Source organism: Pseudomonas sp. FP2254, from assembly GCF_030687695.1.
Taxonomy (GTDB): Bacteria; Pseudomonadota; Gammaproteobacteria; order Pseudomonadales; family Pseudomonadaceae; genus Aquipseudomonas; species Aquipseudomonas quebecensis.
In genome coordinates, this window is sequence record NZ_CP117444.1 from 3,375,050 (window position 1) to 3,401,982 (window position 26,933).

The 26,933-nt window shown below is 62.1% G+C and carries 24 protein-coding genes; 12 read left to right on the forward strand and 12 right to left on the reverse strand.

The window, feature by feature from the left end:
- Nucleotides 1-160 precede the first annotated feature (160 nt).
- Genes PSH94_RS15445 through PSH94_RS15470 form a run of 6 tightly spaced genes read left to right on the forward strand, consistent with a single transcriptional unit; the run spans nucleotide 161 to nucleotide 6,200 of the window.
- Complete coding sequence (locus PSH94_RS15445) at nucleotides 161-3,082, forward strand: monovalent cation/H+ antiporter subunit A (protein WP_305435130.1); 2,922 nt, start codon at nucleotides 161-163, stop codon at nucleotides 3,080-3,082.
- Nucleotides 3,082-3,426, forward strand: a complete 345-nt coding sequence (locus PSH94_RS15450) for a Na+/H+ antiporter subunit C (RefSeq protein ID WP_181080932.1) — start codon at nucleotides 3,082-3,084, stop codon at nucleotides 3,424-3,426. Before PSH94_RS15445 ends, PSH94_RS15450 begins: the two co-directional genes overlap by 1 nt.
- Nucleotides 3,423-5,105, forward strand: coding sequence for a monovalent cation/H+ antiporter subunit D (locus tag PSH94_RS15455; protein WP_305435133.1), 1,683 nt, complete (start codon nucleotides 3,423-3,425; stop codon nucleotides 5,103-5,105). The genes PSH94_RS15450 and PSH94_RS15455 overlap by 4 nt, the downstream gene beginning before the upstream one ends.
- Nucleotides 5,102-5,590, forward strand: a complete 489-nt coding sequence (locus PSH94_RS15460; protein ID WP_141606735.1) for a Na+/H+ antiporter subunit E — start codon at nucleotides 5,102-5,104, stop codon at nucleotides 5,588-5,590. The genes PSH94_RS15455 and PSH94_RS15460 overlap by 4 nt, the downstream gene beginning before the upstream one ends.
- Nucleotides 5,587-5,865: a K+/H+ antiporter subunit F gene (locus PSH94_RS15465; protein ID WP_005789171.1), complete on the forward strand. Its 279-nt coding sequence runs from the start codon at nucleotides 5,587-5,589 to the stop codon at nucleotides 5,863-5,865. The genes PSH94_RS15460 and PSH94_RS15465 overlap by 4 nt, the downstream gene beginning before the upstream one ends.
- Nucleotides 5,862-6,200, forward strand: coding sequence for a Na+/H+ antiporter subunit G (locus PSH94_RS15470; RefSeq protein ID WP_065901007.1), 339 nt, complete (start codon nucleotides 5,862-5,864; stop codon nucleotides 6,198-6,200). Before PSH94_RS15465 ends, PSH94_RS15470 begins: the two co-directional genes overlap by 4 nt.
- 60 nt (nucleotides 6,201-6,260) lie before the next feature.
- Here PSH94_RS15470 and PSH94_RS15475 read toward each other — a convergent pair whose 3' ends face one another.
- Nucleotides 6,261-6,719, reverse strand: coding sequence for an HIT family protein (locus PSH94_RS15475; protein WP_305437736.1), 459 nt, complete (start codon nucleotides 6,717-6,719; stop codon nucleotides 6,261-6,263).
- Nucleotides 6,720-6,831: 112 nt separating this feature from the next.
- Here PSH94_RS15475 and PSH94_RS15480 point away from each other — a divergent pair, with 112 nt between their 5' ends.
- The gene (locus tag PSH94_RS15480; protein WP_065940100.1) at nucleotides 6,832-7,161 is read left to right on the forward strand and encodes a helix-turn-helix domain-containing protein; all 330 of its coding nucleotides are present in this window, start codon (nucleotides 6,832-6,834) and stop codon (nucleotides 7,159-7,161) included.
- On the opposite strand, the gene PSH94_RS15485 is transcribed toward PSH94_RS15480, so the two are convergent.
- Together PSH94_RS15485 and lepB are read right to left on the reverse strand one after the other, a co-directional pair.
- Nucleotides 7,158-7,940 carry an SDR family oxidoreductase gene (locus tag PSH94_RS15485; protein WP_305435136.1) on the reverse strand — a complete coding sequence of 261 codons (783 nt, stop codon included), beginning with the start codon at nucleotides 7,938-7,940 and terminating at the stop codon, nucleotides 7,158-7,160. The two genes, PSH94_RS15480 and PSH94_RS15485, sit on opposite strands and share 4 nt — an antisense overlap.
- A 216-nt stretch (nucleotides 7,941-8,156) precedes the next feature.
- Complete coding sequence (lepB, locus tag PSH94_RS15490) at nucleotides 8,157-8,825, reverse strand: signal peptidase I (RefSeq protein ID WP_065940102.1); 669 nt, start codon at nucleotides 8,823-8,825, stop codon at nucleotides 8,157-8,159.
- A gap of 111 nt (nucleotides 8,826-8,936) precedes the next feature.
- Between lepB and PSH94_RS15495 the strand changes: the two genes are divergently transcribed.
- The 3 genes from PSH94_RS15495 to PSH94_RS15505 all read left to right on the forward strand — a co-directional run bounded on the left by PSH94_RS15495 (nucleotide 8,937) and on the right by PSH94_RS15505 (nucleotide 10,868).
- Nucleotides 8,937-9,488 carry a dihydrofolate reductase family protein gene (locus tag PSH94_RS15495; protein WP_305435139.1) on the forward strand — a complete coding sequence of 184 codons (552 nt, stop codon included), beginning with the start codon at nucleotides 8,937-8,939 and terminating at the stop codon, nucleotides 9,486-9,488.
- Between the two features lie 44 nt (nucleotides 9,489-9,532).
- Nucleotides 9,533-10,231 (forward strand): peptidase E, encoded by a 699-nt coding sequence (locus tag PSH94_RS15500; RefSeq protein ID WP_305435141.1) that lies wholly within the window; start codon nucleotides 9,533-9,535, stop codon nucleotides 10,229-10,231.
- Between the two features lie 301 nt (nucleotides 10,232-10,532).
- Nucleotides 10,533-10,868, forward strand: a complete 336-nt coding sequence (locus tag PSH94_RS15505) for a DUF6124 family protein (RefSeq protein ID WP_124371107.1) — start codon at nucleotides 10,533-10,535, stop codon at nucleotides 10,866-10,868.
- 224 nt (nucleotides 10,869-11,092) lie between these two features.
- Here the strand turns inward: PSH94_RS15505 and cysS are convergent, their stop codons facing one another.
- Both cysS and PSH94_RS15515 read right to left on the reverse strand, forming a co-directional pair.
- On the reverse strand, nucleotides 11,093-12,481 hold the full coding sequence (cysS, locus tag PSH94_RS15510; RefSeq protein WP_181080939.1) for a cysteine--tRNA ligase: 1,389 nt from the start codon (nucleotides 12,479-12,481) through the stop codon (nucleotides 11,093-11,095).
- A gap of 18 nt (nucleotides 12,482-12,499) precedes the next feature.
- The gene (locus PSH94_RS15515) at nucleotides 12,500-14,200 is read right to left on the reverse strand and encodes a glutamine--tRNA ligase/YqeY domain fusion protein (protein WP_305435145.1); all 1,701 of its coding nucleotides are present in this window, start codon (nucleotides 14,198-14,200) and stop codon (nucleotides 12,500-12,502) included.
- 249 nt (nucleotides 14,201-14,449) lie between these two features.
- Here PSH94_RS15515 and PSH94_RS15520 point away from each other — a divergent pair, with 249 nt between their 5' ends.
- Both PSH94_RS15520 and lpxH read left to right on the forward strand, forming a co-directional pair.
- Nucleotides 14,450-14,953, forward strand: coding sequence for a peptidylprolyl isomerase (locus PSH94_RS15520; protein WP_181080941.1), 504 nt, complete (start codon nucleotides 14,450-14,452; stop codon nucleotides 14,951-14,953).
- Nucleotides 14,950-15,699 carry a UDP-2,3-diacylglucosamine diphosphatase gene (lpxH, locus tag PSH94_RS15525; protein WP_305435147.1) on the forward strand — a complete coding sequence of 250 codons (750 nt, stop codon included), beginning with the start codon at nucleotides 14,950-14,952 and terminating at the stop codon, nucleotides 15,697-15,699. The genes PSH94_RS15520 and lpxH overlap by 4 nt, the downstream gene beginning before the upstream one ends.
- 94 nt (nucleotides 15,700-15,793) lie before the next feature.
- Here the strand turns inward: lpxH and PSH94_RS15530 are convergent, their stop codons facing one another.
- The 7 genes from PSH94_RS15530 to PSH94_RS15560 form a co-directional block, all read right to left on the reverse strand.
- Nucleotides 15,794-17,323, reverse strand: a complete 1,530-nt coding sequence (locus PSH94_RS15530; protein WP_253508296.1) for a DHA2 family efflux MFS transporter permease subunit — start codon at nucleotides 17,321-17,323, stop codon at nucleotides 15,794-15,796.
- A complete protein-coding gene (locus tag PSH94_RS15535) occupies nucleotides 17,323-18,525 on the reverse strand; it encodes an HlyD family efflux transporter periplasmic adaptor subunit (protein ID WP_305435151.1) in 1,203 nt (400 codons plus the stop codon). The genes PSH94_RS15530 and PSH94_RS15535 overlap by 1 nt, the downstream gene beginning before the upstream one ends.
- Before the next feature lie 15 nt (nucleotides 18,526-18,540).
- Complete coding sequence (locus PSH94_RS15540; RefSeq protein WP_285428357.1) at nucleotides 18,541-19,992, reverse strand: efflux transporter outer membrane subunit; 1,452 nt, start codon at nucleotides 19,990-19,992, stop codon at nucleotides 18,541-18,543.
- Nucleotides 19,989-20,462 carry a MarR family winged helix-turn-helix transcriptional regulator gene (locus PSH94_RS15545; protein ID WP_181080945.1) on the reverse strand — a complete coding sequence of 158 codons (474 nt, stop codon included), beginning with the start codon at nucleotides 20,460-20,462 and terminating at the stop codon, nucleotides 19,989-19,991. The genes PSH94_RS15540 and PSH94_RS15545 overlap by 4 nt, the downstream gene beginning before the upstream one ends.
- Nucleotides 20,463-20,795: 333 nt before the next feature.
- The gene (locus tag PSH94_RS15550) at nucleotides 20,796-24,467 is read right to left on the reverse strand and encodes a translocation/assembly module TamB domain-containing protein (RefSeq protein ID WP_305435153.1); all 3,672 of its coding nucleotides are present in this window, start codon (nucleotides 24,465-24,467) and stop codon (nucleotides 20,796-20,798) included.
- A complete protein-coding gene (locus tag PSH94_RS15555) occupies nucleotides 24,467-26,194 on the reverse strand; it encodes an autotransporter assembly complex family protein (RefSeq protein ID WP_305435154.1) in 1,728 nt (575 codons plus the stop codon). Before PSH94_RS15555 ends, PSH94_RS15550 begins: the two co-directional genes overlap by 1 nt.
- A gap of 64 nt (nucleotides 26,195-26,258) precedes the next feature.
- A complete protein-coding gene (locus PSH94_RS15560; RefSeq protein ID WP_305435155.1) occupies nucleotides 26,259-26,909 on the reverse strand; it encodes an N-acetyltransferase in 651 nt (216 codons plus the stop codon).
- Between the last annotated feature and the right edge of the window lie 24 nt (nucleotides 26,910-26,933).

Consider the following 26,933-nt stretch of genomic DNA (forward strand, 5'->3'; position numbering starts at 1 on the left):
AGCCACAAGCCGTAGAAAATACGCGGCCGGCTGTTCTCTTGCAGCTTGCCGCTTGTAGCTGCCTTCTACTGCCTCTGTAGGATCCTGCCACATCTTGCCGTTTGGTGATCATGAAAGCGGCACGTATGATGCATCCCAAACTCCCGCAGATTAGAAGCCTATGTCCTTGATAGTTCTACTGCTTCTGCCGTTCATCGGCAGCTGTCTGGCGGCCCTGCTGCCGCACAACGCGCGCAATACCGAATCCCTGCTGGCCGGCCTGGTGGCGCTGATCGGCAGCGTTCAAGTCGCCCTGCTCTACCCCCAGATCGCCCACGGTGGCGTGATCCATGAAGAATTCATGTGGCTGCCCAGCCTCGGGCTGAATTTCGTGCTGCGCATGGATGGCTTCGCCTGGCTGTTCTCGATGCTGGTGTTGGGCATCGGCACATTGGTGTCGCTGTATGCCCGCTACTACATGTCGCCGGACGACCCGGTGCCGCGCTTCTTCGCGTTTTTCCTGGCGTTCATGGGCGCCATGCTGGGCCTGGTGATCTCCGGCAACTTGATCCAGATCGTGTTTTTCTGGGAACTGACCAGCCTGTTCTCGTTCCTGTTGATCGGCTACTGGCACCACCGCGCCGATGCGCGACGCGGCGCTTATATGGCGCTGATGGTCACCGGCGCAGGCGGTCTGTGCCTGCTGGCGGGCGTGATGCTGCTGGGGCATATCGTCGGCAGCTATGACCTGGACCAGGTGCTGGCCGCCGGCGAGCAGATTCGCGCGCATGCGCTGTACCCGGTGATGCTCGCCCTGGTGCTGATCGGCGCCTTGAGCAAAAGCGCGCAGTTCCCGTTCCACTTCTGGCTGCCCCACGCCATGGCGGCGCCGACACCGGTTTCCGCTTACCTGCATTCGGCAACGATGGTGAAGGCCGGCGTGTTCCTGCTGGCCCGTCTGTGGCCGTCGCTGTCCGGCAGCGAAGAATGGTTCTGGATCGTCGGCGGTGCCGGCGCCCTTACCCTCCTCCTCGGCGCTTACTGCGCCATGTTTCAAAACGACCTCAAGGGCCTGCTGGCCTACTCCACCATCAGCCACCTTGGGCTGATCACCCTGCTGCTGGGGCTCAACAGCCCGCTGGCCGCCGTGGCCGCCGTGTTCCATATCCTCAACCACGCCACCTTCAAGGCCTCGCTGTTCATGGCCGCCGGCATCATTGACCACGAAAGCGGCACCCGTGATATCCGCAAGCTCAGTGGCCTGGTGCGTCTGATTCCGTTCACCGCGACTCTGGCGATGGTGGCCAGCGCGTCCATGGCCGGCGTGCCGTTGCTCAATGGGTTCCTGTCCAAAGAGATGTTCTTCGCCGAAACGGTGTTTATCTCAGCGACCCGATGGGTGGAATTCACCTTGCCGGTCATCGCCACCATCGCCGGCACGTTCAGCGTGGCCTATGCGCTGCGCTTTACCGTGGATGTGTTCTTCGGGCCGCCGCCCGTCGACCTGCCCCATACCCCGCACGAACCACCGCGCTGGATGCGCGCGCCGGTGGAATTGCTGGTGTTTACCTGCCTGTTGGTGGGGATCTTTCCGGCCCAGGTGGTCGGCTCGATCCTCGCCGCCGCCGCATTGCCGGTGGTCGGCGGCGTGCTGCCCGAGTACAGCCTGGCGATCTGGCACGGCTGGAACGCGCCGATGATCATGAGCCTGGTGGCCATGTCCGGCGGTGTGGTGCTGTACCTGATGCTGCGCAAGCAGCTCAAGCGCGGTCGTTTCAAGTACCCGCCGGTTATCAGTTATTTCAACGGCAAGCGCGGCTTCGAGCGCAGCCTGGTGATGATGATGCGCGGCGTGCGCAAGGTCGAAAAACGCATCAGCACCAAGCGCCTGCAACCGCAGTTGTTCCTATTGGTCGTGGTGGCGCTGATCGGCGGCCTGATCCCCATACTTAACAGCGGCCTTAGCTGGGGCGACCGCCCGAAAATCCCCGGCTCCGTGGTGTTTGTGACTTTGTGGGTGCTGGCGATCGCCTGTGCCCTGGGCGCCGCCTGGCAAGCCAAGTACCACCGGCTCGCCGCCCTGACCATGGTCAGCGTGTGCGGCCTGATGACTTGCATTACCTTCGTGTGGTTCTCGGCGCCCGACCTGGCGCTGACCCAATTGGTGGTGGAAGTGGTGACCACCGTGCTGATTCTCCTGGGCCTGCGCTGGCTGCCACGGCGGATCGAAGAGGTCTCACCGCTGCCCAACACCTTGCGTCGAGCCAGGGTCCGCCGGGTCCGCGACTTCCTGCTGTCGAGCGTAGTGGGCGGCGGCATGGCGTTGCTGTCCTACGCAATGCTGACCCGCCAGACCCCCAACGATATCTCCTCGTTCTACCTCAGCCGCGCCCTGCCCGAAGGCGGCGGCAGCAATGTGGTGAACGTGATGCTGGTCGACTTCCGAGGCTTCGATACCCTCGGTGAAATCACCGTGCTCGGCGCCGTGGCGCTGACGGTCTACGCCCTGCTGCGGCGTTTCCGCCCGTCCAAGGAAAGCATGGAGCTGCCGCCGCAACAGCGGCAGTTGGCGCCGGACGTGGCCACCGACCTGGTCAACCCGCGCCAGGCCAGCGACACCGCCCTGGGCTTTATGATGGTGCCGGCGGTGCTGGTGCGTCTGCTGCTGCCGATCGCCCTGGTCGTGTCGTTCTACCTGTTCATGCGCGGCCACAACCAACCGGGCGGCGGCTTTGTCGCGGGCCTGGTGATGTCGGTGGCGTTTATCCTGCAATACATGGTCGCCGGAACCCAGTGGGTCGAGGCGCAGATGAGCCTGCGGCCGATGCGCTGGATGGGCTTCGGCCTCTTCGCGGCCACCCTTACCGGGCTGGGTGCGCTGTTCTTCGGCTACCCGTTCCTCACCACTCACACTTTGCACCTGAGCGTGCCGGTGCTGGGCGATATCCATATCGCCAGCGCGTTGTTCTTCGATGTGGGTGTGTACGCCATGGTGGTCGGCTCGACCCTGTTGATGCTCACCGCCCTCGGACACCAGTCGGTGCGCGCGCATAAACCGAGCAACCAGCCCAAAGTAGTCGTCACAACCGAAGGAGCCGCCTGATGGAAGAAGTCATCGCAATGGCCATTGGGGTCCTGGCGGCCTCGGGCGTGTGGTTGATCCTGCGCCCACGGACTTTCCAGGTGGTGATGGGCCTGTGCCTGCTGTCCTATGGGGTCAACCTGTTCATTTTCAGCATGGGCAGCCTGTTTATCGGCAAGGAGCCGATCATCAAGGACGGCGTGCCGCAGGACCTGCTGCACTACACCGATCCGCTGCCGCAGGCCCTGGTGCTGACCGCCATCGTGATCAGCTTCGCCATGACCGCGCTGTTTCTGGTGGTGCTGCTGGCGTCGCGGGGCCTGACCGGCACCGACCATGTGGACGGCCGGGAGCCCAAGGAATGACGTGGGTGAACCAACTGATCGTCGCGCCGATCCTGCTGCCGCTGCTGACCGCCGCCCTGATGCTGATGCTCAGCGAGAAACGTCGGCCGCTCAAGGCGCGTATCAACCTGTTCTCCAGCGTGCTCGGCCTCGCCACGGCGATCCTGCTGCTGTACTGGACGCAGCAAGGCGGCCCCGGCTCGATCGGCGTCTACCTGCCGGGCAACTGGCAAGTGCCGTTCGGCATTGTGCTGGTGGTGGATCAACTCTCGGCGCTGATGCTGGTGCTCACCGGGATCATCGGCGTCAGTGCGCTGCTGTTCGCCATGGCCCGCTGGGACCGCGCCGGTACGAGTTTCCATGCGCTGTTCCAGATCCAGATGATGGGCCTGTACGGCGCATTCCTCACCGCTGACCTGTTCAATCTGTTCGTGTTCTTCGAGGTGCTGCTGGCGGCGTCCTACGGTTTGATGCTGCACGGCTCCGGCCGCGCGCGGGTGTCGTCGGGGCTGCATTACATCGCGATCAACCTGCTGGCGTCGTCGCTGTTCCTGATTGGCGCGGCGATGATCTACGGCGTCACCGGCACGCTGAATTTCGCTGACCTGGCGCTGAAAATCCCACTGGTGCCCGAAGCCGATCGCGGCCTGCTGCACGCTGGCGCGGCGATCCTCGCCACCGCGTTCCTGGCCAAGGCCGGCATGTGGCCGCTGAACTTCTGGCTGGCCCCCGCCTACTCCTCGGCCAGTGCGCCGGTGGCGGCGATGTTCGCGATCATGACCAAGGTCGGCGTGTACACCGTGCTGCGCCTGTGGACCCTGCTGTTCTCCGGCCAGGCCGGCGCGTCGGCGTTGTTCGGCGGCGACTGGCTGGTGTACGGCGGCATGGCCACGATCGTCTGCGCGGCGCTGGCGATGGTGGCGGCGCAGCGGCTGGAGCGCATGGCGAGCCTGAGCATCCTGGTCTCGGCGGGGATCCTGTTGTCGGCGGTGGGCTTTGCCCAACCGAGCCTGACCGCCGGCGCGTTGTTCTATCTGGTCAGCTCCACCTTGGCGCTGAGTGCGCTGTTCCTGCTGGCCGAATTGATCGAGCGTTCGCGCTCGGCCAACGATCTGCCGCTGGATGAGGAAATCGATGCGCTGCCCAAAGCCATGGAATCCCTGCACCCACGGCCCGGCGTAAACCTGGACGATGAGCAGAAGGCCGTGATCGGCCAAGTGATTCCCTGGACCATGGCCTTCCTCGGCTTGAGCTTTGTGGCCTGCGCGCTGCTGATCATCGGCATGCCGCCGCTGTCCGGGTTTATCGGCAAATTCAGCCTGTTGAGCGCGCTGGTCAACCCGCTCGGCCTGGGTGCCAGTGCCGACGCGCCGATCCGGCCGGCTGCGTGGGGCTTGGTGGCACTGCTGATCCTGTCCGGCCTGGCCTCGCTGATTGCCTTCGCGCGCCTGGGTATCCAGCGCTTCTGGACCCCGGAAGAACGCCCCTCGCCGCTGCTGCGGCGCTATGAATGCCTGCCGATCTTCTTCCTGCTGGGCCTGAGCATCCTGCTGACCTTCAAGGCCGAGCCGCTGATGCGCTACACCCAGGCCACTGCCCAGAGCCTGAACAACCCGGAACACTACGTGATGGCGGTGATGGCCACGCGTCCGGTCCCCAGCCCCGAAGCCAAGACCGCCGCGCTGGAGGTGCAACCATGAAACGCCTGCTCCCTGCGCCGTGGTTGTCCCTGGCCTTGTGGTTGTTGTGGCTGGTCCTGAACCTGTCCGTCAGCCCCGGCAACCTGCTGCTGGGCGCGCTGCTGGGCGTTCTCGCGCCGCTGCTGATGGCGCCGCTGCGCCCGCTGCCGATCCGCATCCGCCGCCCTGGCGTGATCATCCGCCTGTTTTTCCTGGTAGGCCGCGATGTGATCGTCTCCAACCTGCAAGTGGCCTGGGGCGTGCTGGTGTGCGGCTCACGCCCACCGCGTTCGCGCTTCGTCAAAATCCCCCTGGACCTGCGCGACGCCAACGGCCTCGCCGCCCTGTCGATGATCACCACCGTGGTCCCCGGCACCATCTGGTCGGAACTGGCGCTGGACCGTAGCATCCTGCTGCTGCACGTATTCGACCTGGAGGATGAAGTGTCGTTTATCGAGCACTTCAAGACCACCTACGAGCGGCCCCTGATGGAGATCTTCGAATGAGCGCCCTGCTCTCCAATGCGATCCTGTTCAGCCTGTTCCTGTTCTCCCTGGCCATGGTGCTGACCCTGATCCGCCTGTTCAAAGGCCCGTCGGCCCAGGACCGGGTCCTGGCGCTGGACTACCTGTACATCCTGGCGATGCTGATGATGCTGGTGCTGGGTATTCGATATGCCAGCGACACCTACTTTGAAGCGGCGCTGCTGATTGCGCTGTTCGGCTTCGTGGGCTCGTTTGCCCTGGCCAAATTCCTGCTGCGTGGGGAGGTGATTGAATGATGCCGTTATGGATGGAAATCGTCGTCGCGGTATTGCTGGTGTTGAGCAGCGTGTTTGCGTTGATCGGCGCGCTTGGCTTGCTGCGCATGAAAGACTTCTTCCAGCGCATGCACCCGCCGGCGCTGGCCTCGACATTGGGTGCCTGGTGTGTGGCGCTCGCGTCGATTATCTATTTTTCGGTGCTCAAGTCGGGCCCGGTGTTGCACGGCTGGCTGATCCCGATCTTGCTCTCGATCACGGTGCCGGTGACCACGCTGCTATTGGCGCGCACCGCGCTGTTTCGCAAGCGCATGGCGGGCGATGATGTACCCGCCGAAGTCAGCAGCCGCCGCTGACGCTTGAGGCGGACGCAACCCTTTGTAGGAGCCGGCTTGCCGACTCCTACAGTTTGGACATCAGGCGAGCGATCGGATATGCGCGGCCAATTGCGCCAGTTCCACATCATCCGCCCGCACAAAATCGTGGGACGAAATGTAGCCCTCATACGTTTCAAAAAACTTGTCCACCTTTGAACTGATCGGTTTGAACGCACTGTCCGACCCCGTCCCATGCATGGGAAACAACTTCGCATGCAGGTGATCCACGCCGTAGCCTTCCAGCATCATCCCGGTGCGCGCCACATCCGGAAACGCCCGATCAATCTGCAGCGCGGTTTTCTTCGCCGCGACCGCGAGCCCGGCCAACACCTCATCCGACTGCGCAAACGCATAGCTGCCGTAGTGCTGCTTGGGAATTACCACGCTGAAACCCGGTGTGTTGGGAAAGATCGAAAGAAACGCCATATGCTGGTCGTCTTCCCACAGAATGTGCGCTGGGGAGGTCTTTTGAACAATGCTGCAGAAAATACAATCCATTTGAATCACCGCCAGTTTCATCGTGGGTTTGGTCGTGGCGACTATCTAAAGCCAGGATTCGGGCGGCGTCAAAACAAATGGCAAATGACCGAAATATCCAAGGACGTATGCGATGAGTAAAACCTACACCCCTGCCACCGCTGCCGCCGACGTCGAAACCACCCTCGCCTGGCTTGGCGGGCGGTGGAAGCTGATCATCCTGTTCCATCTGTTCGGCGGCCAGGTGCAACGTTATTCGGACCTTGAGCGGCTGATCCCGGATATCTCGCAGAAGATGCTGGCCCAACAATTGCGCCAGCTCGAAGCCGATGGGCTGGTACAGCGCACGGTCTATCCGGTGGTTCCACCCAAAGTGGAATACCGCATGACCGAGTGGGGCCAGAGCCTGTGCCCGGTGCTGGATGGCCTGCTCAAATGGCAGGCTGCCAAGCCGACGACTTAAACCGTGGGAACGGTACCGCCATCGATCACGTACTCGGTCCCGCTGATCGACGCGGCGCGGGGCGAGACCAGGAAGGCGATCAAGTCAGCCACCTCCTGGGGCTTGGCCGGCCGTCCAAGCGGAATGCCGCCGAGCGCCTGCATGATGATCTGCTTGCCGCCCTCGTAATCCGTCCCCGCCTGCTCCGCCAGACGCTCCGCCAGCGCCACCGCCGCGTCAGTCTCCACCCAGCCTGGAGAAACCCGTACCACCCGAATGCCCTTGGGCGTCACTTCTTTCGACAGGCTCTTGCTATACGTCGCCAACGCCGCCTTTGCAGCGGCATACGCTGTGGTCGACTCCGGCAACGGCAACTCTCGCTGGATCGACGTGACATGAATAATCACCCCTGCCCGACGCTCGATCATCCCCGGCAACAACGCCCGATCCAACCGCACCGCCGCCATCAGGTTCTGGCCCAGCGCACTCGCCCACTGCTCATCGTCCAGTACCGCAAAACCACCACCCGGCGCGCTGGAGCCGCCGAGCACATTGACGATGATATCCACCTCACCAAACCGATCCTTCACCGCCTCGGTCACGCTCGCACAACCCGCGGCAGTGCCCAGGTCGGCAGCGATGAAATGCACGCCTTCAAGCGTCGAATCCGCCGCCGAACGCGCGACCGAAATCACCTGCGCGCCCTGTTCATGCAACACCGTCACCACGGCCGCGCCAATACCTTTGGTGCCACCGGTGACCAGTGCACGAAGGCCTTTTAGTCCGAGATCAAAACTCATGAAACCTACTCCTGGGTAAACGAAGACCGCAGGATAAGAACGAGATGGACAGCCCACAAGAACGCACAAAAAGGTGATGGGCTCACCAAAAAGTAAGTGCCTGGATTCAGGGGGCCGCGTCACACGTCGAACGGTAGGAACCGGCTTGCCGGCGATGTCGGCGTGTCGGTCGCGGTGGATGCAACTGACATACAGCAATCGCTGGCAAGCCAGCGCCTACAGGATCGGCGCGCCAAATCTGTTCAGGCGTGGCATCCAATGCTCCAGGATCTGCGCCGATGCCAGCACATGATGCGCCCGCCCGATCAACAGCCGACGTGGCACAAAGCCGATGTATCGCGAGTCATCGCTGTTATCGCGGTTATCCCCCAGCATGAAATAGCTGTCGGCCGGCACCACCACTGGTGCGAAATTGCGCATCGCCCGCACCGTCGGCATGAACTGCACAGTACGCTGGCGGTTGGCGGCCAATTCGTTCAGCTTGATCCCCGGTACCGTATGACCTGGGACAATTGGCTCGCTGATGTCCTGCGCATCACTGTAGGTGGCTGGCGTACCGTTGACCCACAGCACTTCATCGCGCATTTCCAGGGTGTCGCCGGGAACGCCGACAATCCGCTTGATCAGGCGCATGCCATCCTTGGGTGACGAAAACGTCACCACATCGCCGCGCTGGGGGTTATCGAGGTGGGCCAGGGAAATATCCGTGAGCGGGACCTTGAGGTCATACGCTACGCGATTGACCAGCACCACATCGCCTTCCAGCAGGGTTGGGCGCATGGAGCCGGAGGGAATCGGATTCCAGTCGGCCAGGGAGGTACGGAAAACACCGAAGCATATCCAGAAAATGATTGCGTAACGGTAACGGATCAACCAACTTCGCATACATCCTCGCACGGCAGAAAGGGGCATCAGACTGTTTCTCAGACGCCCGGTTGTGGCACCCGAGGATTAAATGAATATTAGCGTCAAAGCGCACTAAAAGGAGTTTTCGCCATGGATATCCACTGTTCCGTTTTTATCGCAACCAGCATCGACGGCTTTATTGCCCGTCCAAACGGTGATATCGAATGGTTGCACCGACCGGAATACGAAACCGCCGAGCTGAACGGCGTGACCTATGAACGCTTCATCGCCACGGTCGATGCACTGGTAATGGGTCGCAAAACCCTGGAGAAAGTCTTGTCCTTTCCGGATTGGCCCTACGAGGGCACTCCCGTCATTGCACTCTCCCATCAGCCTCTGCAGATCCCTGCGCATCTGGAGGGCAAGGTCGAGGTCATGGCAGCAGACGTCACCTCACTCGTGGCAACGTTAGCCGAACGCGGTATGAAGCACCTCTATATCGACGGTGGCCAGACGATCCAGGCGTTTCTTGACGCGGGCCTGGTCAATGAGCTGATCATTACGCGTATCCCGGTTTTACTCGGGCAAGGGATCCCACTCTTCAGCCAGATCGGTCGAGAACTTGAGCTTCGCCATATCGGCACGCATGAGTCGGACAATGGTTTTGTTCAAAGTCGGTATCAAGTGATGCAATCTTCATAGCGGCGGCAGACACTCATATCGCGCAAGACGGACAGGAGGTCAGGATGACTAAGCACATTATTGTTATCGGCGGCGAGTCCACCGAAGACATGCAGCGTATGACGCGTATCGATAAACACATCGTCGCGTCATCAGGCAAAACGCACCCTACTGTGCTCTACATCTCCACCGCCAATGGCGATGACCGAATCAAGATTTCCGATTTCACCGCCAAATATGAAAGCGCTGACTGCCGTGTAACCACGCTGGCATTTTTCATTTCACCCTTCTCCAACGCCAATCATATTTCATCACTCTTTGAGCAAGCCGACATTATTTACGTACCAGGCGGAAATACCCGCGCCATGTTGGCGATCTGGCGCGAATTTGCTGTAGTGGACCATCTGAAGAGGGCTTGGGAAAACGGCAAAGTCCTATGTGGTGTCAGTGCAGGCGCCATTTGCTGGTTCGAGCATGGGCATTCCGATTCAGGGGGAGTGTTTGAGCTGGTTCACGGCCTGGGCTTGCTGCCAGGAGCACTGTGTCCGCATTTCAGCTCAGAAGCAGGAAGGGAAACGTCGTTTGTCGAGCTTGTTCAGCGTGAGGGGATACGACCCGCCTACGCGGTCGATGATGGCGTCGCTTTGCATTTCAAGGACGGCAAGTACCACGAGACGATCTATAACGACGCAGCTAGTAACGCCTATAAAGTCAGTACAAGGCCCCCCTACCTAGCACAGGTATTGCAAACTTCAGGTGGGTAAACGCAGCAAGGAAATTTCCGACAGCGTTTTAAGGTTGCTGCCCGGAAGATGCCTGCCTAATCTTCGGCGGTCGCTGCAAATTCAGCGACCGGGTTTCGCAGCCCGGTTAAACTCTAGACGCACAGCGTCCACCACAAGATAGCGGGCGCTTTTTTATGCCTGATGTTATGGCGGCTGTGCGCGGGATACCTTCGGGTATGCCGGGTGCCTAGAGTCCCGGTCTGCGAACCTGCGTACAGCTGCCACCCTGAAATCGTTTCGCAGCGATGGGTGGCGACTCCACTACTCTAGGAGCTTCGCCATGATTAAAGACAGTCCAAATCCGCCGCTGGATTCATCCCAGTTTCAAGTTTCTGCTCATCAAGCGATTAACCATTATTTGAACCCATCTTCGAAACCAGAGCCGTCAGGTAACGGAACAGGTCTGTTTGCTGTGCGCGAAGGATTAGATGCAGAAACCTTATTGATCAACGCTTCAGAGGACCTGGCGTCAGTTCAAGCGCTGGCAAATCATCTGGCTTTTGAGATCGACGGTAATCCGCGCAGCGTGGCTCTGGGAATTTGTCGAATGCTGGAAGGGATTCAGTTGATGGTGGAGAAAACACTAAACCTCAATGAAAGTAGACTTCAGAGATAAATCTGAGATCGATTGGGCTAATCCATGGGAGGGGCTTGCCCCGGCGTGATCGCTCCCACGCTCTGCGTGGGAACGCTGCCTGGGACGCTCCGCGTCCCGCCAGCGACACGAGTCTCAGATCCTGCGCACTTGTGACGCAGAGCGTCACGGGATGCATTCCCACGCGGAGCTTGGGAACGATCGCCCCGAACCAGTCGGGGCGTTTTTCATCCGGCGTTTGCCAATCAGGCCTGATCAGCCAACCGCCACGTTGTCCCACCCTTGCCGTCTTCCAACACCACGCCCATTGCGGTCAGTTGGTCACGGATACGGTCGGATTCCGCCCAGTCCTTGTTAGCACGCGCAGCCAAACGCGCCTGAATCAACGCATCCACTTGCGCCGCATCCACACGCCCTTCGGCGCCAGCCTGCAGGAAGTCGTCGGCTTCCATCTGCAACACGCCCAATACGCTCGCCAGTTCTTTCAAGCGCGCCGCCAGGCCCGCCGCTGCGTCGAGATCGCTCTCGCGCAGGCGGTTGATCTCGCGCACCATTTCGAACAACACCGCACAGGCTTCGGGGGTGCCGAAGTCGTCGTTCATGACTTCGGTGAACCGCGACACGAACGCTTCGCCGCCGGCCGGCGCCACGGATGGCAAGCCTTTCAACGCGTGGTAGAACCGCTCCAGGGCGCCCTTGGCATCCTTGAGGTTGTCTTCCGAGTAGTTGATGGCGCTGCGGTAGTGGCTGGACACCAGCAGGTAACGCACCACTTCCGGGTGGTACTTTTCCAGCACGTCGCGGATGGTGAAGAAGTTGTTCAAGGACTTGGACATCTTCTCGCCATTGATGCGGATCATGCCGCAGTGCATCCAGGCATTGGCGTAGGTCTTGCCGGTGGCGGCTTCGCTCTGGGCGATTTCGTTTTCGTGGTGCGGGAACTCCAGGTCGCTGCCGCCGCCATGAATGTCGAAGGTCTCGCCCAGGCAGCAGGTGGACATAACCGAGCACTCGATGTGCCAGCCCGGACGGCCTGCGCCCCACGGCGACTCCCAGCTCGGCTCGCCGGGCTTGGTGGCTTTCCACAGCACGAAGTCGAGCGGATCCTGCTTGGCTTCGTCGACTTCGATGCGCGCGCCAATGCGCAGGTCTTCGATTTTCTTGCGCGACAGCTTGCCGTAGCCCATGAACTTGGCGACGCGGTAGTACACGTCGCCATTGCCTGGGGCGTAGGCGTAACCCTTGTCGATCAGGGTCTGGATCATCGCGTGCATGCCGGGGATGTGGTCCGTGGCACGCGGCTCCATGTCCGGCTTGAGGATGTTGAGGCGCGCCTCGTCCTCGTGCATGGCGGCGATCATGCGCTCGGTCAGCGCGTCGAACGACTCGCCGTTTTCGTTGGCGCGGTTGATGATCTTGTCGTCGATGTCGGTGATGTTGCGCACATAGGTCAGGTCATAGCCGCTGAAACGCAGCCAGCGGGTCACCAGGTCGAAGGCCACCATGCTGCGGCCGTGGCCGATGTGGCAGTAGTCGTACACGGTCATGCCGCACACGTACATGCGCACCTTGTTGCCATCGAGCGGCTTGAAGACTTCTTTGGTCTTGCTGAGTGTGTTGTAGATCGTTAGCACAACGGCTTCCTTAGAGAATCACTGGCCCCACGAATCACGCAGGGTCACGGTACGGTTGAATACCGGAGCACCAGGTTTCGAGTCCTTGATATCCGCGCAGAAGTAGCCTTCGCGCTCGAACTGGAAACGGTCTTCCGGCTGTGCGTCGCCAAGCGATGGCTCGGCACGACAACCAGTGAGTACTTGCAGGGAGTCAGGGTTGATGTTGTCGAGGAAACTGGCGCTGTCTTCGGCCTTCTCGGGATTCGGCGAGCGGAACAGACGGTCGTACAGACGCACTTCGCACTCGACGCTGGCGGCGGCCGGCACCCAGTGGATTACGCCCTTGACCTTGCGGCCTTCAGGGTTCTTGCCCAAGGTGTCCGGGTCGTACGAGCAGTGCAGTTCGACGATGTTGCCGTCGGCGTCCTTGATCGCTTCGTCGGCGCGGATCACATAACTGCCGCGCAGGCGCACTTCGCCGTTCGGCTCCAGGCGCTTATAGCCCTTTGGCGGTTCTTCCATGAAATCGTCACGGTCGATGTAGATTTCACGGGCGAACGGCAGCTTGCGCACGCCGAGCGCTTCGTTCTGCGGATGACGCGGCAATTCGAGATTGTCGACCTTGTCTTGCGGATAGTTGGTGATCACCACTTTCAACGGGCGCAGCACGCACATGGCGCGCGGCGCGTTCGCGTCGAGGTCCTGGCGGATGCTGAATTCGAGCATGCCGTAGTCGACCACGCCGTCGGAGCGGTTGGTGCCGACCATCTCGCAGAAATTGCGAATCGACGCCGGGGTATAGCCACGGCGGCGGAAGCCCGACAGCGTGGACATGCGCGGGTCATCCCAGCCATGTACGTGCTTTTCATCGACCAGTTGCTTGAGCTTGCGCTTGCTGGTGATGGTGTAGTTGAGGTTCAGGCGGCTGAATTCGTACTGGCGCGGCTGAGCCGGCACCGGCAGATTGCTCAGGAACCATTCGTACAATGGGCGATGGCTTTCGAACTCCAGGGTGCAGATGGAGTGGGTGATGCCTTCGATGGCGTCCGACTGGCCGTGGGTGAAGTCGTAGTTGGGGTAGATGCACCACTTGTCGCCGGTCTGGTGGTGATGGGCGTGGCGGATGCGGTACATGATCGGGTCGCGCAGGTTCATGTTCGGCGAGGCCATGTCGATCTTGGCGCGCAGCACACGGGCGCCGTCCGGGAACTCGCCGGCGCGCATGCGGGCGAACCAGTCGAGGTTCTCTTGCACCGAACGGTCGCGGAACGGGCTGTTCTTGCCCGGTTCGGTGAGCGTGCCACGGTATTCCTTGGCCTGTTCCGGGCTCAGGTCGTCGACGTAGGCCTTGCCGGCCTTGATCAACTCCACGGCCCAGTCGTGCAACTGGTCGAAGTACTGCGAGGCATAGCGCACTTCACCGGACCATTCGAAACCCAGCCACTTCACGTCGCTTTCGATGGCGTCGATGTATTCCTGGTCTTCCTTGGCCGGGTTGGTGTCGTCGAAACGCAGGTGGGTGACGCCGCCGAATTCCTGGGCCAGGCCGAAGTTCACGCAGATCGACTTGGCGTGACCGATGTGCAGGTAGCCGTTGGGCTCAGGCGGGAAACGGGTGACGATCTGCGTGTGCTTGCCCGAATCCAGGTCCGCCTGGATGATCGGGCGCAGGAAATTGACCGGGACGGCAGGTCCGGCCTTGGAATTCGAGGTAGGGTCGACAGTGGGCTTGCTCATAGGATCCTTGAACAGACAGGTTCGTGGCCGTTTGCGGCCAGATAAAACAAAGGGCTTATCATAGCCGAAGCGGTCAAGCCGCTGACAGAGCGTGGCCCAAAACTGCTGCATTTAATGCACGGGCGGTAAAAAACCACCTCGAAATTCCTGCCGGGCACGCTAAACTGCGCGCCTTGGCCGCCGTTTAGCCAGACAGGTCAGGCGCTCTGCGCGCCCAAACCCACGAATTCCCTGAAAAGAGTAGTGCACATGACTCAAGTCAAACTGACCACAAACCACGGTGACATTGTCATCGAGCTGAACGCCGAGAAAGCGCCGATCACCGTCGCCAACTTCATCGAATACGTTAAAGCCGGCCACTACGAAAACACGGTTTTCCACCGTGTCATCGGCAACTTCATGATTCAAGGCGGCGGTTTCGAGCCTGGCATGAAAGAAAAGAAAGACAAGCGCCCAAGCATCCAGAACGAAGCGGACAACGGCCTCTCCAACGACAAGTACACCGTCGCCATGGCCCGTACCATGGAGCCGCATTCGGCCTCCGCGCAGTTCTTCATCAACGTGGCCGACAACACCTTCCTCAACCACAGCGGCAAGAACGTGCAAGGCTGGGGCTACGCGGTATTCGGTAAAGTCACCGAAGGCCAGGACGTTGTCGACAAGATCAAAGGCGTGTCCACCACCTCCAAGGCCGGCCACCAGGACGTCCCTGCTGAAGACGTGATCGTCGAGAAAGCCGAGATCGTTGGGTGATATTGCTGATTTCAGATTTGCATCTGGAAGAGGAGCGCCCGGACATCACCCGGGCGTTTCTGGATCTGCTCCACGGCCGTGCCCGTGGTGCCCAGGCGTTGTACATTCTGGGGGACTTCTTCGAAGCCTGGATTGGCGACGATGGGATGACCGAATTCCAACGCTCGATCTGCGCGCACTTGCGCGAACTGAGCGACAGCGGCACCGCGATTTTCATCATGCACGGCAACCGCGATTTCCTGCTCGGCAAGGCCTTCTGCAAAGCCGCCGGCGCCACCCTGCTTAAAGACCCGAGCGTGGTGCAGCTGCACGGTGAGCCCGTGCTGCTGATGCACGGCGACAGCCTGTGCACCCGCGACCTCGGCTACATGAAGCTGCGGCGCATCCTGCGTAACCCCATTGTGCTGTTTATCCTGCGCCACCTGCCCTTGGCCAGCCGCCACAAGCTGGCGCGCAAGCTGCGCAGCGAAAGCCGTGCGCAAACGCGCATGAAGGCCAACGACATTGTCGATGTCACTCCCGAGGAAGTACCCCGGGTGATGCAGCACTTCGGCGTGCACACGCTGGTCCACGGCCACACCCACCGCCCGGCGATCCACAAGCTGCAGATCGGCGACCAGGCTGCCCGGCGCATTGTGCTCGGGGATTGGGACAAGCAGGGCTGGGCGTTGCAGGTGGATGAGCAAGGGTTTCAACTGGCGGCGTTTGACTTCGTCAATCCGCAGCTGGCGTTGCCTGGCGCCTGATCCTCAAACCCCGCGGATCCAATGTGAACACAGATCAAAATGTGGGAAGCGGCAAACTGCCTCCCACAATTGATTGCATTTGAGTCTTTGCCAATCAGTGGCCGGACGCTTCCGGCCCTGCCTTGGCACCAAACGGCGGCTTGGCCAGCCACACCAGCAGCATCAATGCCATGAACATCCAGCCCAGCAAAGTGAAGTAGTCCACGGTGGACATCATGTACGCCTGGCTGGTGAGGATGTGGTCCAGCTGCGTATAGGCCTTCTGCCCTGCTCCGCCCAACGCCTGCAAGGCATCGCGGGTGGCCGAGTCGTAGACGGTCATGTTTTCGCTCATGTACGCATGGTGCTGATCGGCGCGGCGGATCCAGATCCAGGTGGTCAACGAGGCAGCAAAGCTGCCGCCCAGGGTCCGCAGAAACGTCGCAAGACCGGCGCCGTCGGCGATCTGCTGCGGGGGCAGATCGGACATCAGGATGCTCAAGGTCGGCATGAAGAACAACGCCACGCCGATCCCCATAAACAGTTGCACCAGGGCGATATGGGTAAAGTCCACTTCATTGGTGAAGCCCGCGCGCATAAAGCAGCTCAAGCCAATTGCCAGGAACGCCAGCCCCGCCAGCAGGCGCAGGTCGAACTTGTGCGCGTACTTGCCCACGAACGGCGACATCAGCACCGGTAGAATACCGATCGGCGCCACCGCCAGCCCGGCCCACGTGGCGGTGTAGCCCATCTGGGTCTGCAACCACTGCGGCAGGATCAGGTTGATGCCGAAGAAACCGGCGTAGCCGAGGATCAACACGATGGTGCCGATGCGGAAGTTACGATAGGCAAACAACCGCAGGTTGACCACCGGATGCTCGTCGGTCATTTCCCAGATCACGAACACCGCCAGGGCAATCGCCGAAATCGCCGCGCCGATAATGATGAAATTCGATTCGAACCAGTCCAGGTCATTGCCCTTGTCGAGGATGATCTGCAACGCACCCACCCCCACGATCAAGCTGAGCAACCCGACGTAGTCCATGGGTTGGTAACTGGTGTGCACCGGACGTTTCTTCAATTGCGAGCGCACCACCATCACCGCAAAGATGCCGATGGGTACGTTGATAAAGAAGATCCACGGCCAGCTGTAACTGTCGGTGATCCAACCGCCGAGGATCGGCCCGGCAATCGGCGCCACCACCGTGACCATCGCCAGCAGCGCCAGGGCCATGCCGCGCTTGGCCGGCGGGTACACCGCGATCAGCAGCGTCTGGGTCATCGGGTACAACGGCCCCGCCACCAGGCCTTGCAGCACCCGAAACCCGATCAATTCGGGCATCGAGGTGGAAATCCCGCAGAGGAACGACGCCAATACAAACAGCATGGTCGCCCACAGGAACAGTTTCACCTCGCCAAAGCGCCGGCTCAACCAGCCGGTGAGCGGCAAGGCAATCGCGTTGCTCACCGCAAACGAGGTGATCACCCAGGTGCCCTGCTCCGAACTCACGCCCAGGTTGCCGGAGATAGTCGGCAACGCCACGTTGGCGATGGTGGTGTCGAGCACCTGCATAAAGGTCGCCAGCGACAGGCCAATGGTGGCCATCAGCAGGCTGGGCGGCGTGAACGAGGCTTCCTTGCTCATCAGCGTTGCGCAGCCTTGGGTGCGGCGACGCTGTTGGCATGGATCAGTTGCGTGATCATGGCATCGGCCTCGGCCAGTTGCTGGTCATACACCGAGGTGGTGAACGAAGCCTTCTGCGGCGGTTGCTGCGCCAGCACCGGGCCGCTCTGATCATGCAGGTCGACGTTGACCACGGTGCTCAAGCCCACGCGCAGCGGGTGCTTGGCCAGCTCTTCGGCATTGATATGGATACGCACCGGCACACGCTGCACGATCTTGATCCAGTTACCGGTAGCGTTCTGCGCCGGCAGCAAGGCGAATGCGCTGCCGGTGCCGGCGCCGAGGCTGTCGACGGTGCCGCTGTATTTAACGTCGCTGCCGTAGATGTCCGACTCAATGTCCACCGGCTGGCCGATGCGCATATCGCGCAGTTGGGTTTCCTTGAAGTTGGCGTCGATCCACAGCTGGTCCAGTGGGATCACCGCCATCAACGCCGTGCCTGGTTGCACGCGCTGGCCCAATTGCACGCTGCGCTTGGCCACGTAACCGGTGACCGGCGCGATCAAGGTGCTGCGCGCGTTGGTCAGGTAAGCCTGGCGCAGTTGCGCGGCGGCGGCCTGCACGTCGGGGTGCGAGCTGATGACCGTGTCGTCCACCAGGGCGTTGGTGGTTTTGAGTTGCTGCTCAAGGTTGGTCAGGGCGTTCTTAGCAGCGGTCAGGCTGTCGCGGGCGTGGGACAGTTCTTCCTGGGAAATCGCACCGCCCTGGGCCAGGGTCTTACGCCGGTTGTAGTTGTCCTGCGCAGTCTGCACGTCGGCTTTCTGCGCATTGACCTGAGCCTTCATGCCGTCGACGTTGCTGTACAAGCCGCGCACCTGGCGCACGGTGCGCGCCAGATTGGCCTGGGCACTTTGCAGGCCGACGGCGGCGTCGTTCGGGTCGAAATTGACCAGCACCTGACCGGCATGCACCAGGTCACCATCATCGGCGCCGATGCTCACCACGGTGCCGGTGACCAGCGGAGTGATTTCCACCACGTTGCCGTTCACGTAGGCATCGTCGGTGCTTTCATTGAAGCGCCCGTACAGTTCGTACCAGGCCCACACGCCGACCACGCCCAGGATGACGATCAGCGCGAGGCCGATCAGCATGACTTTGCGCTTGCGCGGGTTGCTGGTGGTGTTCGGTTGTGGTGTGGCGTTGGAGTGTTCGGCAGTGGCCATGACAAATACCTCGAATTATTCCGTGCGGGTGGCGGGGGTGGTCGACGCGACATTGCTGGCGCCGTAGCCGCCGCCCAGGGCCTGCATCAATTGGATCGACAGGGTGATCTGCCCGGCATTGAGGCTCGCCAGCTGACGCTGGGCCTGCAGCAGCTGCTGCTCGATGCTGAGCACATCCAGGTAGCTGCCGATGCCGGAGCCGTAGCGCTGGACCACTGTGTCGTAGGACTGCTGCGCAATGTCCGTAGCGTGTTGCTGGGCCTGGATCTGCCGGCCGGTGTCGCGCAGTTGGGACAAGGTGTTGCCGATATCGCCCAGAGCTTGCACCAGGGTTTTGTTGTATTGCGCCACGGCCAGGTCGTAGTCGGCGTCGCGGGCGTCGAGGTCGGCGCGCAGGCGGCCGCCGTCGAAGATCGGCAACGAGATCGTCGGCGCAATATTGAAGAAGCGACTGGCCGAGCCGAACATCGCATCGCCCAGCAACGACTCGGCGCCGGCGCTCGCGCTGAGATTGAGGTTGGGGTAGAAGCGGGTTTTGCTCGCATCGATGGTGCGACTCGCCGCCTCCACGCGCCAGCGCGCGGCAATCAGGTCGGGACGCCGGCCCAACAGCTCGGCGGGCAGCACCGCAGGCACCGCCACGGCGGCAGGCTTGAGCACGGCCGGGCGTGCCAGTTCGCCGCCACGGTCCGGGCCTTTACCGAGCAACACTGCCAGGGCGATCCTGGCGCTCTGCAGTTGTTTCTGCGCATCGATCAACTGCGACTCGGAACTCGCCGCCAGGCTTTCGGTTTGCTGGTACTGGTAGTGGCTGTCGATGCCCGAATCCAGGCGGCGCTGGCTCAGTTCGAGCATTTGCCGGGTGCGCTTGAGGTCTTCCTCGGCGAGGTCACGCACGATATGGGCCTGGCCCAGATCGCTGTAGGCCTTGGCCACATCGGCGGCCAGGGTCAGGCGCGCAGCCTGTTGATCGACCTGGGCGGCACGCGCCTGGCCCAATGCGGCCTCCCAGGCGGCGCGCTGGCCACCCCAGAGGTCGAAGGTGTAATTGAAGCTGGCGCCGATGTTGCGCACCGTCGAGTAGGCATCGCCCTGCCCGCGCGGGTCCTGGTCCTTGGCCAGGCGCGAACGGCTCACACCGGCGCTGGCATCCAGGGTGGGCATGCGCGCGGCGTCGGCGGCGTAGGCAGCGGCTTCAGCCTGGTGCGCGCGGGCGCTGGCCACCTGCATATCCGGGCTGTTTTGCAGGGCTTCGTTGATCAGGCCGTCGAGCTGCGGGTCGCCGAGGCTTTTCCACCAGTCGGCGCTCGGCCAGGCAGCGCTGGAGAGCGTTACCCCGCTCAGGGACTTGTCGGTGTGCAGGGTGTTGGCGTCAAGGCGCCGGCCCTGGGTGTCGAGGCCGCTGTAGTTGGCGCAACCGGCCATGCTCATGGCCACGAGCACCAGGCAAAGGGCGCGTGTGTTCATGCTTTACCTACCCGCTGCAGGGTGATGGGGTCGCCTGCCGCTATCAGAATTTTCTTGAGGATGCGTTCCAGGGTTTCCAGCTCGCCCGGTTCGAGCACACCGGCCAGCTGATTCAGCGCAGCGGCGCCGATGTGCGGCAGCATGTCCGCCAAGCGCTGGCCATCGGCGGTGAGGACCAGTTGCACCTGGCGCCGGTCCTGTTCGGAACGCTGCCGGCACAGCAAGCCCTTCTGCTCCAGCCGATCGAGCATGCGCGTCATTGAGCCGCTGTCCAGGGACAGGTTGCGACACAGCTCCGCCGGCGTATCGACGCCGAACTGGGCCATGATGATCAACACCTTGAACTGTGCGGCGGTGATGCCGTGGGGTTCCATATGGGTGTCGATGATGCGGTCCTTGAGGAGCGCGGCGCGGCCCAGCAGCAGGCCGAGGTGGCAGTTGTGGAAGTTGTCCGGGGTGAAGTGCGGCATTGGAAGTCACCTTATTACTGCCTAGGCAGTGAATGTGTGACGAGATATTACTGCCTAGGCAGCGAAAGTCAAATGGAATAATTAGCTTGCTTGGTAGTTTGGCGATGGGTGGGTGAAAGACAGACTTAATGTGGGAGGGGGCTTGCTGTGGCGAGCGGGCTTGCCCCGCGCTGGGCCGCGAAGCGGCCCCATTCCAGGCGATGTGGTTTAGCTGATACACCGACGTGCCTGGGTTTGGGTCTGCTTCGCAGCCCAGCGCGGGGCAAGCCCGCTCACCACAAAAAAACCGCTCACCACAGCAAGCTCCCTCCTACATTTCTATCCCCGCTGGGTTTAGAAATCGCGCTTGTAGAAGATATCCAAGGAGCTGGCCACGCCACTGGCCACTTCCAGGTAGACCTTTTTACTCAGCAGGTAGCGCAAGGCGATGGTGTTGGCAGGCTCGAATACGCCAACGCCATAGCGCAGGCTGAGTTTTTCGGTGATTTTGCCGCTGGCGACCACAGCGGTGTTGTTGCCGCTGCCCTGGGTGTCGAGGTCGAAATCGCGAATGCCGAGCTTGTTAGCGATGTCCGACGTCACCCCGGCGCTGCCCATCAGGCCCAGACCCAGGGCAGCCTGGGCGAGCATGTTGTTGTCTTCGCCGGTAGTGCTTAACGGGCGCCCCAGCACCAGGTAGGACAGCGCCTGTTCCTGGCTCATGGCCGGTTCCGAGAAGATTTGCGTAGTGGGCTGCTCGGCACTACCGCTCAGGCGAATACCGGCGGTCACGTCGTCGGTCTTGCGGATCGCTTCGATGTCCAGGTACGGCTGGTCCAGCGGCCCGGCGAACAGCAGGCGCGCACGGCGCACGTCAAGCTTCTGCCCATAGGCGCGGTAGCGGCCGTCGTTGAGCCACAGCTCGCCACGGGTGTCGAGGTTGTCGCCGATGTGCACCTGACCCTGGACCTTGGCGGTCAGGCCGAAACCGGAAAAATTCAGCCGGTCTTCACCCACCACCACGTCGATATCCATGGCCATGGCCATCGGTGGCTTGCCCTCTTCGGTCTGGCTGCCGATGATCACCGTGTCATCCGACACCTTGACGGTCGACGGCGGCAATTCGCGCACGGTGATGTCGCCACGCGGGATGCGCACCTTGCCGGCAACGGCCAACCTGTCGTTCTTGAGGCTGATTTTCAGGTCGGGCGCCACTTCCAGCTCGGCGTAGGGTTCCACCGTGACGGGCAGTTGCGTGCCCTGCAGTTGCAGGTCCATCGCCAAGGCCTGGCCCCAATCGACCTGCCCCTTGAGGCTGCCCTGCCCGGCTTTGCCGCTGCGCCAGCCGCCGTTCAGTTGCACACTTTCACCGGCAATCAACGCCTGCACATTCAGCCCTTCGAGACTGATGGGCAGTTCCGGCCCGGACACTTCGCCGCCCACCAGGTTAACGCTGCCGTTGACCTGCGGCGCCAGCAGGCCGCCGCTGATGCGGCCGTTGCCGTTGAGCTTGCCGCTGAGTTTTTCCACCATCGGCACGAACGGCCGCGCCACGGCCAGGTCCAGCCCCATCAGGCTGAAATTGCCAGTGATCGGCTTGTTTTTCGGCAATGGGTTGATCTGCGCCTGCAGCAGCAATTCGCCGAGCTGGCCGCCGCGGAAATTCAGCTGCGTATCGATGCGCCGAGGGTTGAGGGTGGTTTCCAGCTTGAGGGTCTCATAGGGAAAGTCCAACCACTGGGCCTTGTCCTTGACGCGCAGGGTGCCACCGCTGGCATCCACCGACACGATGCCCTTGGGACCGCTGGCGGGCAGGTCCAGTTGCAGGTCGGCATTGAGGCGACCCTGCCAGGCGAAATCCTTGGGCAAAAACGCCGCCAGGCTGTCGATGGGGAACTGCTTGAGGTGATAACGCAACTTCGGTTCGGGCATCAGACGCTGGTCTTCGCCGCACAGGCTCGACGCACCGGAGACCCAGCAGTGCGCCGCAAATGTCAGTCGGCCATCGGCCAGGCGTTCGATCCTGGCCGGAGCCTGCAGCCGCCAGTCCTGGCCGCCGGCCTGCACATCGCCGCTGGCCAGGCGCCCGCGCCAGTTGCCCTGGTCAAGATTGCCGTCCAGCGCCAAGGCCAGTTTGACCAACGGGCCGGCCAGGTCGAGCTGGACCTTTTGCTGCCGGATATCGCCCTGGGCGCTGGCGGTGAGCGTGCCGACCTGGGTGTCACCGCTCTGGAGGCCGCTGCCCTTGAGGTCGATCTTTGCGCGTTGGGCGTTATCCAGCGAGGCGTCGAGGCTGAGGGTTTGCAGGCGGTTGTCGGCAAACGCCAGTTGCTGGCCCTTGAGGCCAAGCTTGCCCTGAGGCACCTTGAGCGTGCCGGCCACGTCGAGCCGGCCGTTGATCTGACCGCGCAGCTGTGGCCACAACTGGGCCAGGCGTGTGAGTTTGATATCGATCTGCCCGGCCAGGCGCTGCTGCAGGCTGCCGCTGCCCTGGATGCGGTTGTCGCCCAGGCGCAGGTCGAGGTTGGCGAGGGTCCATTGCTCGCCGGCGCCGTCGGCCTTGGCCGCCAGCACGGCGGTCTGCCCGCGCAGGCGGCCCTTGAGGTCAAGGTCGGCGTTGAGTTTGAGTTGTTCGTTCTTGAATTCGCCCTTGCTGCGCAGCGGTCCGGCCAGAGTGCCGGGCAACTCCGCCACCCAGTACGCCGGGTTCAGCGCCGACAGGTCCAACGCGGTGTCCCACGCAACGCCGTCGGCGTATTGCAGGTTCAGGTGACCTTCGGCCTTGCCCTGACCGGCGCTCAGTTTCAGCTCCGGCAGGAACACTTGCGTAAGGTCGCCGCTGAACGGCGTGACCACCGAGAACGGGCCGGCCGGGCCATCGAGGTTGGCCGTAAGGTTACCGAGGTAGTTGCCGTCCTTATAGGCAATCTCGCCGTTGAAGGTACGCAACGCCACTTGGGGCTCGTCGATCAGCGGGTACAGCCGATGCCACGGGAAATCCAGCCAGGCGATTTTGGCATCGGCGCTGAAGCCTTGCTGCCAGTCCAGGTTGGCGCTGAGTTTCAGGCTTTGTTTGTCGCCGGCATTCACGTCCAGGCCGGTGATCTGCGCGCCTTTGGCGTCTACCTTGCCTTGCAGCAGCAGGTCCACCGGGCCTTTTTCCGCCGGCAACACGGCCTTGCCTTGCAGTTGGTAGCCACGGCTCAGGTCGCCCTTGGCGGTAAGGTCCAGTTGATTGAGTTGCAGGGTGTCGGGCAAATCAGCACTGGGCTTGAAGCCATCGGCGGTGATGCGCAGTTGGGCGGGCAGGTTTTCCGCCAGCGGTTGCAGTTCGCCGCTGAGTTTGGCCGGCAGGTAGCCGCTGCTGTCGGCGTCGAGTTTGAGGGTCTTGAGCAGGTCGCCGTCGATCTTCAGCGCCACCGTCCACGGCGCGCCGCCGGGTGCGTAAGGCAGGCTCAGATTGCCGCTGGCGGTCAACGGCCAATCGCCGCTGGGCTGCAACAGGCCGCTCAGGTCCAGGACCAGGTCGTCGCGCCGCAGGTGCACGGCGTCGATCTGCATCCCCGCCGCGGTCCAGTGCGCCGCCAGTTGCAGGCCCTTGAGTTCCTCGCTGCCGTTGAACAACAGACGACCGACACGGACGTCGCCCAACTGCAGGGCCACCGGCAATTTCAAGTCCGGCAGTTGAATCGGTCCGCTGCTCTCGTCGCCACTGGGGGGAAATTGCAGGCTGACCTGCTCCACATCCAGTTGATCGATGCACAAGGTCATGCGCAGCAGACAGGCCGGCGACCACGCGAACGTCGGCGCCTGGAGTTCGACGCGGCTGCTGTCCTGCTGCCAGAGCAGATGGTCGGCGCGCCATTGGCCGCCCAGGTGGCCGTGGAAATTCTCCACGCTCAACCCCGGCACACGCGCCAACGCCCAACGGCTGCCGGCCTGGGTGCCGAGTATCGCCCAGCCGGTCAGCACTGCCACGGTGAGGACGGCCATCACGGCCAGCCCGGCTATTTTCACACCCCGCATCACAACTCAGGCCCCATGGAAAAGTGCAATCGAATGCCGCCCGGGTCTTCCAGGGCATGGGCCAGGTCCAGGCGAATCGGGCCGACCGGCGAGACCCAGCGCACACCGACGCCGACGCCGGTCTTCAGGCTCGGCAGCTCCAGATCATTAAAGGAGTTGCCCTGGTCGATGAAGGTCGCGATCCGCCATTTTTCGGCGATGGAATATTGGTACTCGGCACTCAGCGCCACCATGTAGCGCCCACCGATGCGATCTCCCCGGTCGTTTTCGGGGGACAGGGTCTGGTACTCATAGCCGCGCACGCTCTGGTCGCCACCGGCAAAAAAACGCAACGACGGCGGCACCGACTGGTAACCATTGGTGGCGCTGCCGCCCACTTGGGCGCGGGCGAGAAACCGGTGGTTGTCCCACAGGGTAGTCAAGCCTTTGACCATGGCCGTGCCATACAGGAGGTTGGTGTCCGACCCCAACCCCTCCTTGGCCACCTTGGCGTCGAATTGCAGGCGGTAGCCGTGGTGCGGGTCAATACGATTGTCGCTGCGCAGGTAGGAATAGCTGACGCCTGGCATCAGCAGGTTGCTCAGGCCCGAGTCGTTGCCCAGGCGATATTCCTCGCGTTGCCACTTGAGCGAGATCACCCGTGTCCAGCCGCTGGGCAACTTGCTGTGCCACTCCGGCCCGAGGGTAAGCAATTTACTCAGGGTGTCGGTGTTGGCGATTTCTTCGTTCTGATAGCCGCCGGCAAAGCGCAATTTGTCGGTGAGCGGCGGGTCCATGGGAATGTCGTACCAAAGGCCGACGTTCTGCCGCGGTGCCGACAGCTCGGCTTCCCAGCCATAGCTATGGCCCTGGGGGTTGACCCAGTGCCGCGTCCAGTTGGCTTTGCCGCGCGGTCCGACGTCGGTGGAGTAACCCAGGCCCAGGCCCAGGGTGCGCGGTTTACGTGTATCCAGCTGCACGGCGACCGGGATCACATCATGGGTCGAGGCGGCGGGTGCGGCGTCCACCCGCACGCCTTCAAAAAAACCACTGGCCTGCAGGTTCTGGTTGAGCTCAGCGATAAGTTCGGAGTCGTAGGGGTCGCCGCTTTTGAACGGCACCATGCGGTGCAGCAGGTCCTCGTCAAATGGCGTATCGCCAGCAAAGCTGACTTTGCCCAGGGTGTAGCGCGGGCCGCTGTCGTAGACCAGTTCGATATCGGCGACGCCGGCCTGCGGGTCCACCGCAAGTTTCTGCCGGGTAAAGCGCCCGCTGAAAAAACCGTAGCGCGAGGCCTGGTTCTGGATCAGGCGCTTGGCGTCTTCGTAATGGCCGTGGTTGAGCACGGCGCCGGACTTGAGATCGTCACCGGCGGGCACGCGAAACGCTTTGAGGCTGGCCGCCGGGCCATCGACCCGAATCGTCACATCACGCAGGTGCACCGGTTCGCCGGGATCGACATTAAGGACCAGGCGCGGGTTCTTGCCGCCTTTCACATCGCTGTCGATGCGCGGTTGGTAGTAGCCCAGCGCCTGGGCGGCCTTGCGCGCCTGCTCCTCGGCGCCACGGCTGAACCGCAGCAGCGCCTCTTCGTCGCGATCGCCCACGCCGCCGATATAGCCTTCGATGTTGGCTTTCAGCGCGTCGTTGGCGGGTTTGATGCGCACGTCCAATTCGCTTTGCGCCAGTGCGCCGCAGCTTGTGAACAGCAGAATCAAGCTGCTGGTGAATCTTCCTGGAAACTTCATAGGCGCGGATGCTACACGAGCTGGCAAGGAACGTAGAACTCGGAAGATTCTGAAAAAATCTGCATTACGCCGTGGCAGCCTGCAGGACCTGCGGGCTGGGGTGGAAAAAAATATGCTCAAGGACAGGTCCTACAGCGACCTGGCCGATTTCCTCATAGCCCTGGCGCTTATAGAACTCCAGGTAGCGCGAGTTGCCCGTGTCGAGCACCACGCCCGAGGAATGCGGGTCCTCGGCGCACCAGTTGTGCACCGCCTGCAACAATTGCTCACCGTAATGTTTGCCCTGGAACTGTGGATGAATCCCCAGCAATGGCAGCACATGCACCGATTCGCTCGGCAGGCACGCCAGCACGGCATGGTGATAATCCAGGTAACGCCGCGTGCCACGCACGCCAGTGCTCAGCCACATGCGCAATTGCCAGGCCCAGCTCTCGGTGATGCCCAGGCGCCGTTGCGGCGGTGCGATCAGTGCAATGCCGATCAGGCGGTCATCGACAAACAGGCCGATGGCGGGAAGTTTCTGAAAGAAATGCTGCTTGACCAGCTCGCGCACGGTGGCGCGCACCCGCTGTTCATAGCCGGGACGTTCGGCCTCGAAGATGTAGGCAAACGTCGGTTCGTGGCGGTAAGCCTGGTACAACAGGGAGCGGGCTTCGCGGGAATAGCCGCTGTTGAGCACGCGGACGTCGGCGATGGCAGTCGAAGTGTCAGGCATACAGTCAATCTCTCTGGGCGCCAC

What these genes read in the sequence shown, in the direction of transcription:
- PSH94_RS15445 (WP_305435130.1), top strand. Translation starts at nt 161, where the DNA reads ATGTCCTTGATAGTTCTACTGCTTCTGCCGTTCATCGGCAGCTGTCTG.
- PSH94_RS15450 (WP_181080932.1), top strand. Translation starts at nt 3,082, where the DNA reads ATGGAAGAAGTCATCGCAATGGCCATTGGGGTCCTGGCGGCCTCGGGC.
- PSH94_RS15455 (WP_305435133.1), top strand. Translation starts at nt 3,423, where the DNA reads ATGACGTGGGTGAACCAACTGATCGTCGCGCCGATCCTGCTGCCGCTG.
- PSH94_RS15460 (WP_141606735.1), top strand. Translation starts at nt 5,102, where the DNA reads ATGAAACGCCTGCTCCCTGCGCCGTGGTTGTCCCTGGCCTTGTGGTTG.
- PSH94_RS15465 (WP_005789171.1), top strand. Translation starts at nt 5,587, where the DNA reads ATGAGCGCCCTGCTCTCCAATGCGATCCTGTTCAGCCTGTTCCTGTTC.
- PSH94_RS15470 (WP_065901007.1), top strand. Translation starts at nt 5,862, where the DNA reads ATGATGCCGTTATGGATGGAAATCGTCGTCGCGGTATTGCTGGTGTTG.
- PSH94_RS15475 (WP_305437736.1), bottom strand. Translation starts at nt 6,719, where the DNA reads ATGGATTGTATTTTCTGCAGCATTGTTCAAAAGACCTCCCCAGCGCAC.
- PSH94_RS15480 (WP_065940100.1), top strand. Translation starts at nt 6,832, where the DNA reads ATGAGTAAAACCTACACCCCTGCCACCGCTGCCGCCGACGTCGAAACC.
- PSH94_RS15485 (WP_305435136.1), bottom strand. Translation starts at nt 7,940, where the DNA reads ATGAGTTTTGATCTCGGACTAAAAGGCCTTCGTGCACTGGTCACCGGT.
- lepB (WP_065940102.1), bottom strand. Translation starts at nt 8,825, where the DNA reads ATGCGAAGTTGGTTGATCCGTTACCGTTACGCAATCATTTTCTGGATA.
- PSH94_RS15495 (WP_305435139.1), top strand. Translation starts at nt 8,937, where the DNA reads ATGGATATCCACTGTTCCGTTTTTATCGCAACCAGCATCGACGGCTTT.
- PSH94_RS15500 (WP_305435141.1), top strand. Translation starts at nt 9,533, where the DNA reads ATGACTAAGCACATTATTGTTATCGGCGGCGAGTCCACCGAAGACATG.
- PSH94_RS15505 (WP_124371107.1), top strand. Translation starts at nt 10,533, where the DNA reads ATGATTAAAGACAGTCCAAATCCGCCGCTGGATTCATCCCAGTTTCAA.
- PSH94_RS15515 (WP_305435145.1), bottom strand. Translation starts at nt 14,200, where the DNA reads ATGAGCAAGCCCACTGTCGACCCTACCTCGAATTCCAAGGCCGGACCT.
- PSH94_RS15520 (WP_181080941.1), top strand. Translation starts at nt 14,450, where the DNA reads ATGACTCAAGTCAAACTGACCACAAACCACGGTGACATTGTCATCGAG.
- PSH94_RS15530 (WP_253508296.1), bottom strand. Translation starts at nt 17,323, where the DNA reads ATGAGCAAGGAAGCCTCGTTCACGCCGCCCAGCCTGCTGATGGCCACC.
- PSH94_RS15535 (WP_305435151.1), bottom strand. Translation starts at nt 18,525, where the DNA reads ATGGCCACTGCCGAACACTCCAACGCCACACCACAACCGAACACCACC.
- PSH94_RS15540 (WP_285428357.1), bottom strand. Translation starts at nt 19,992, where the DNA reads ATGAACACACGCGCCCTTTGCCTGGTGCTCGTGGCCATGAGCATGGCC.
- PSH94_RS15545 (WP_181080945.1), bottom strand. Translation starts at nt 20,462, where the DNA reads ATGCCGCACTTCACCCCGGACAACTTCCACAACTGCCACCTCGGCCTG.
- PSH94_RS15550 (WP_305435153.1), bottom strand. Translation starts at nt 24,467, where the DNA reads ATGCGGGGTGTGAAAATAGCCGGGCTGGCCGTGATGGCCGTCCTCACC.
- PSH94_RS15555 (WP_305435154.1), bottom strand. Translation starts at nt 26,194, where the DNA reads ATGAAGTTTCCAGGAAGATTCACCAGCAGCTTGATTCTGCTGTTCACA.
- PSH94_RS15560 (WP_305435155.1), bottom strand. Translation starts at nt 26,909, where the DNA reads ATGCCTGACACTTCGACTGCCATCGCCGACGTCCGCGTGCTCAACAGC.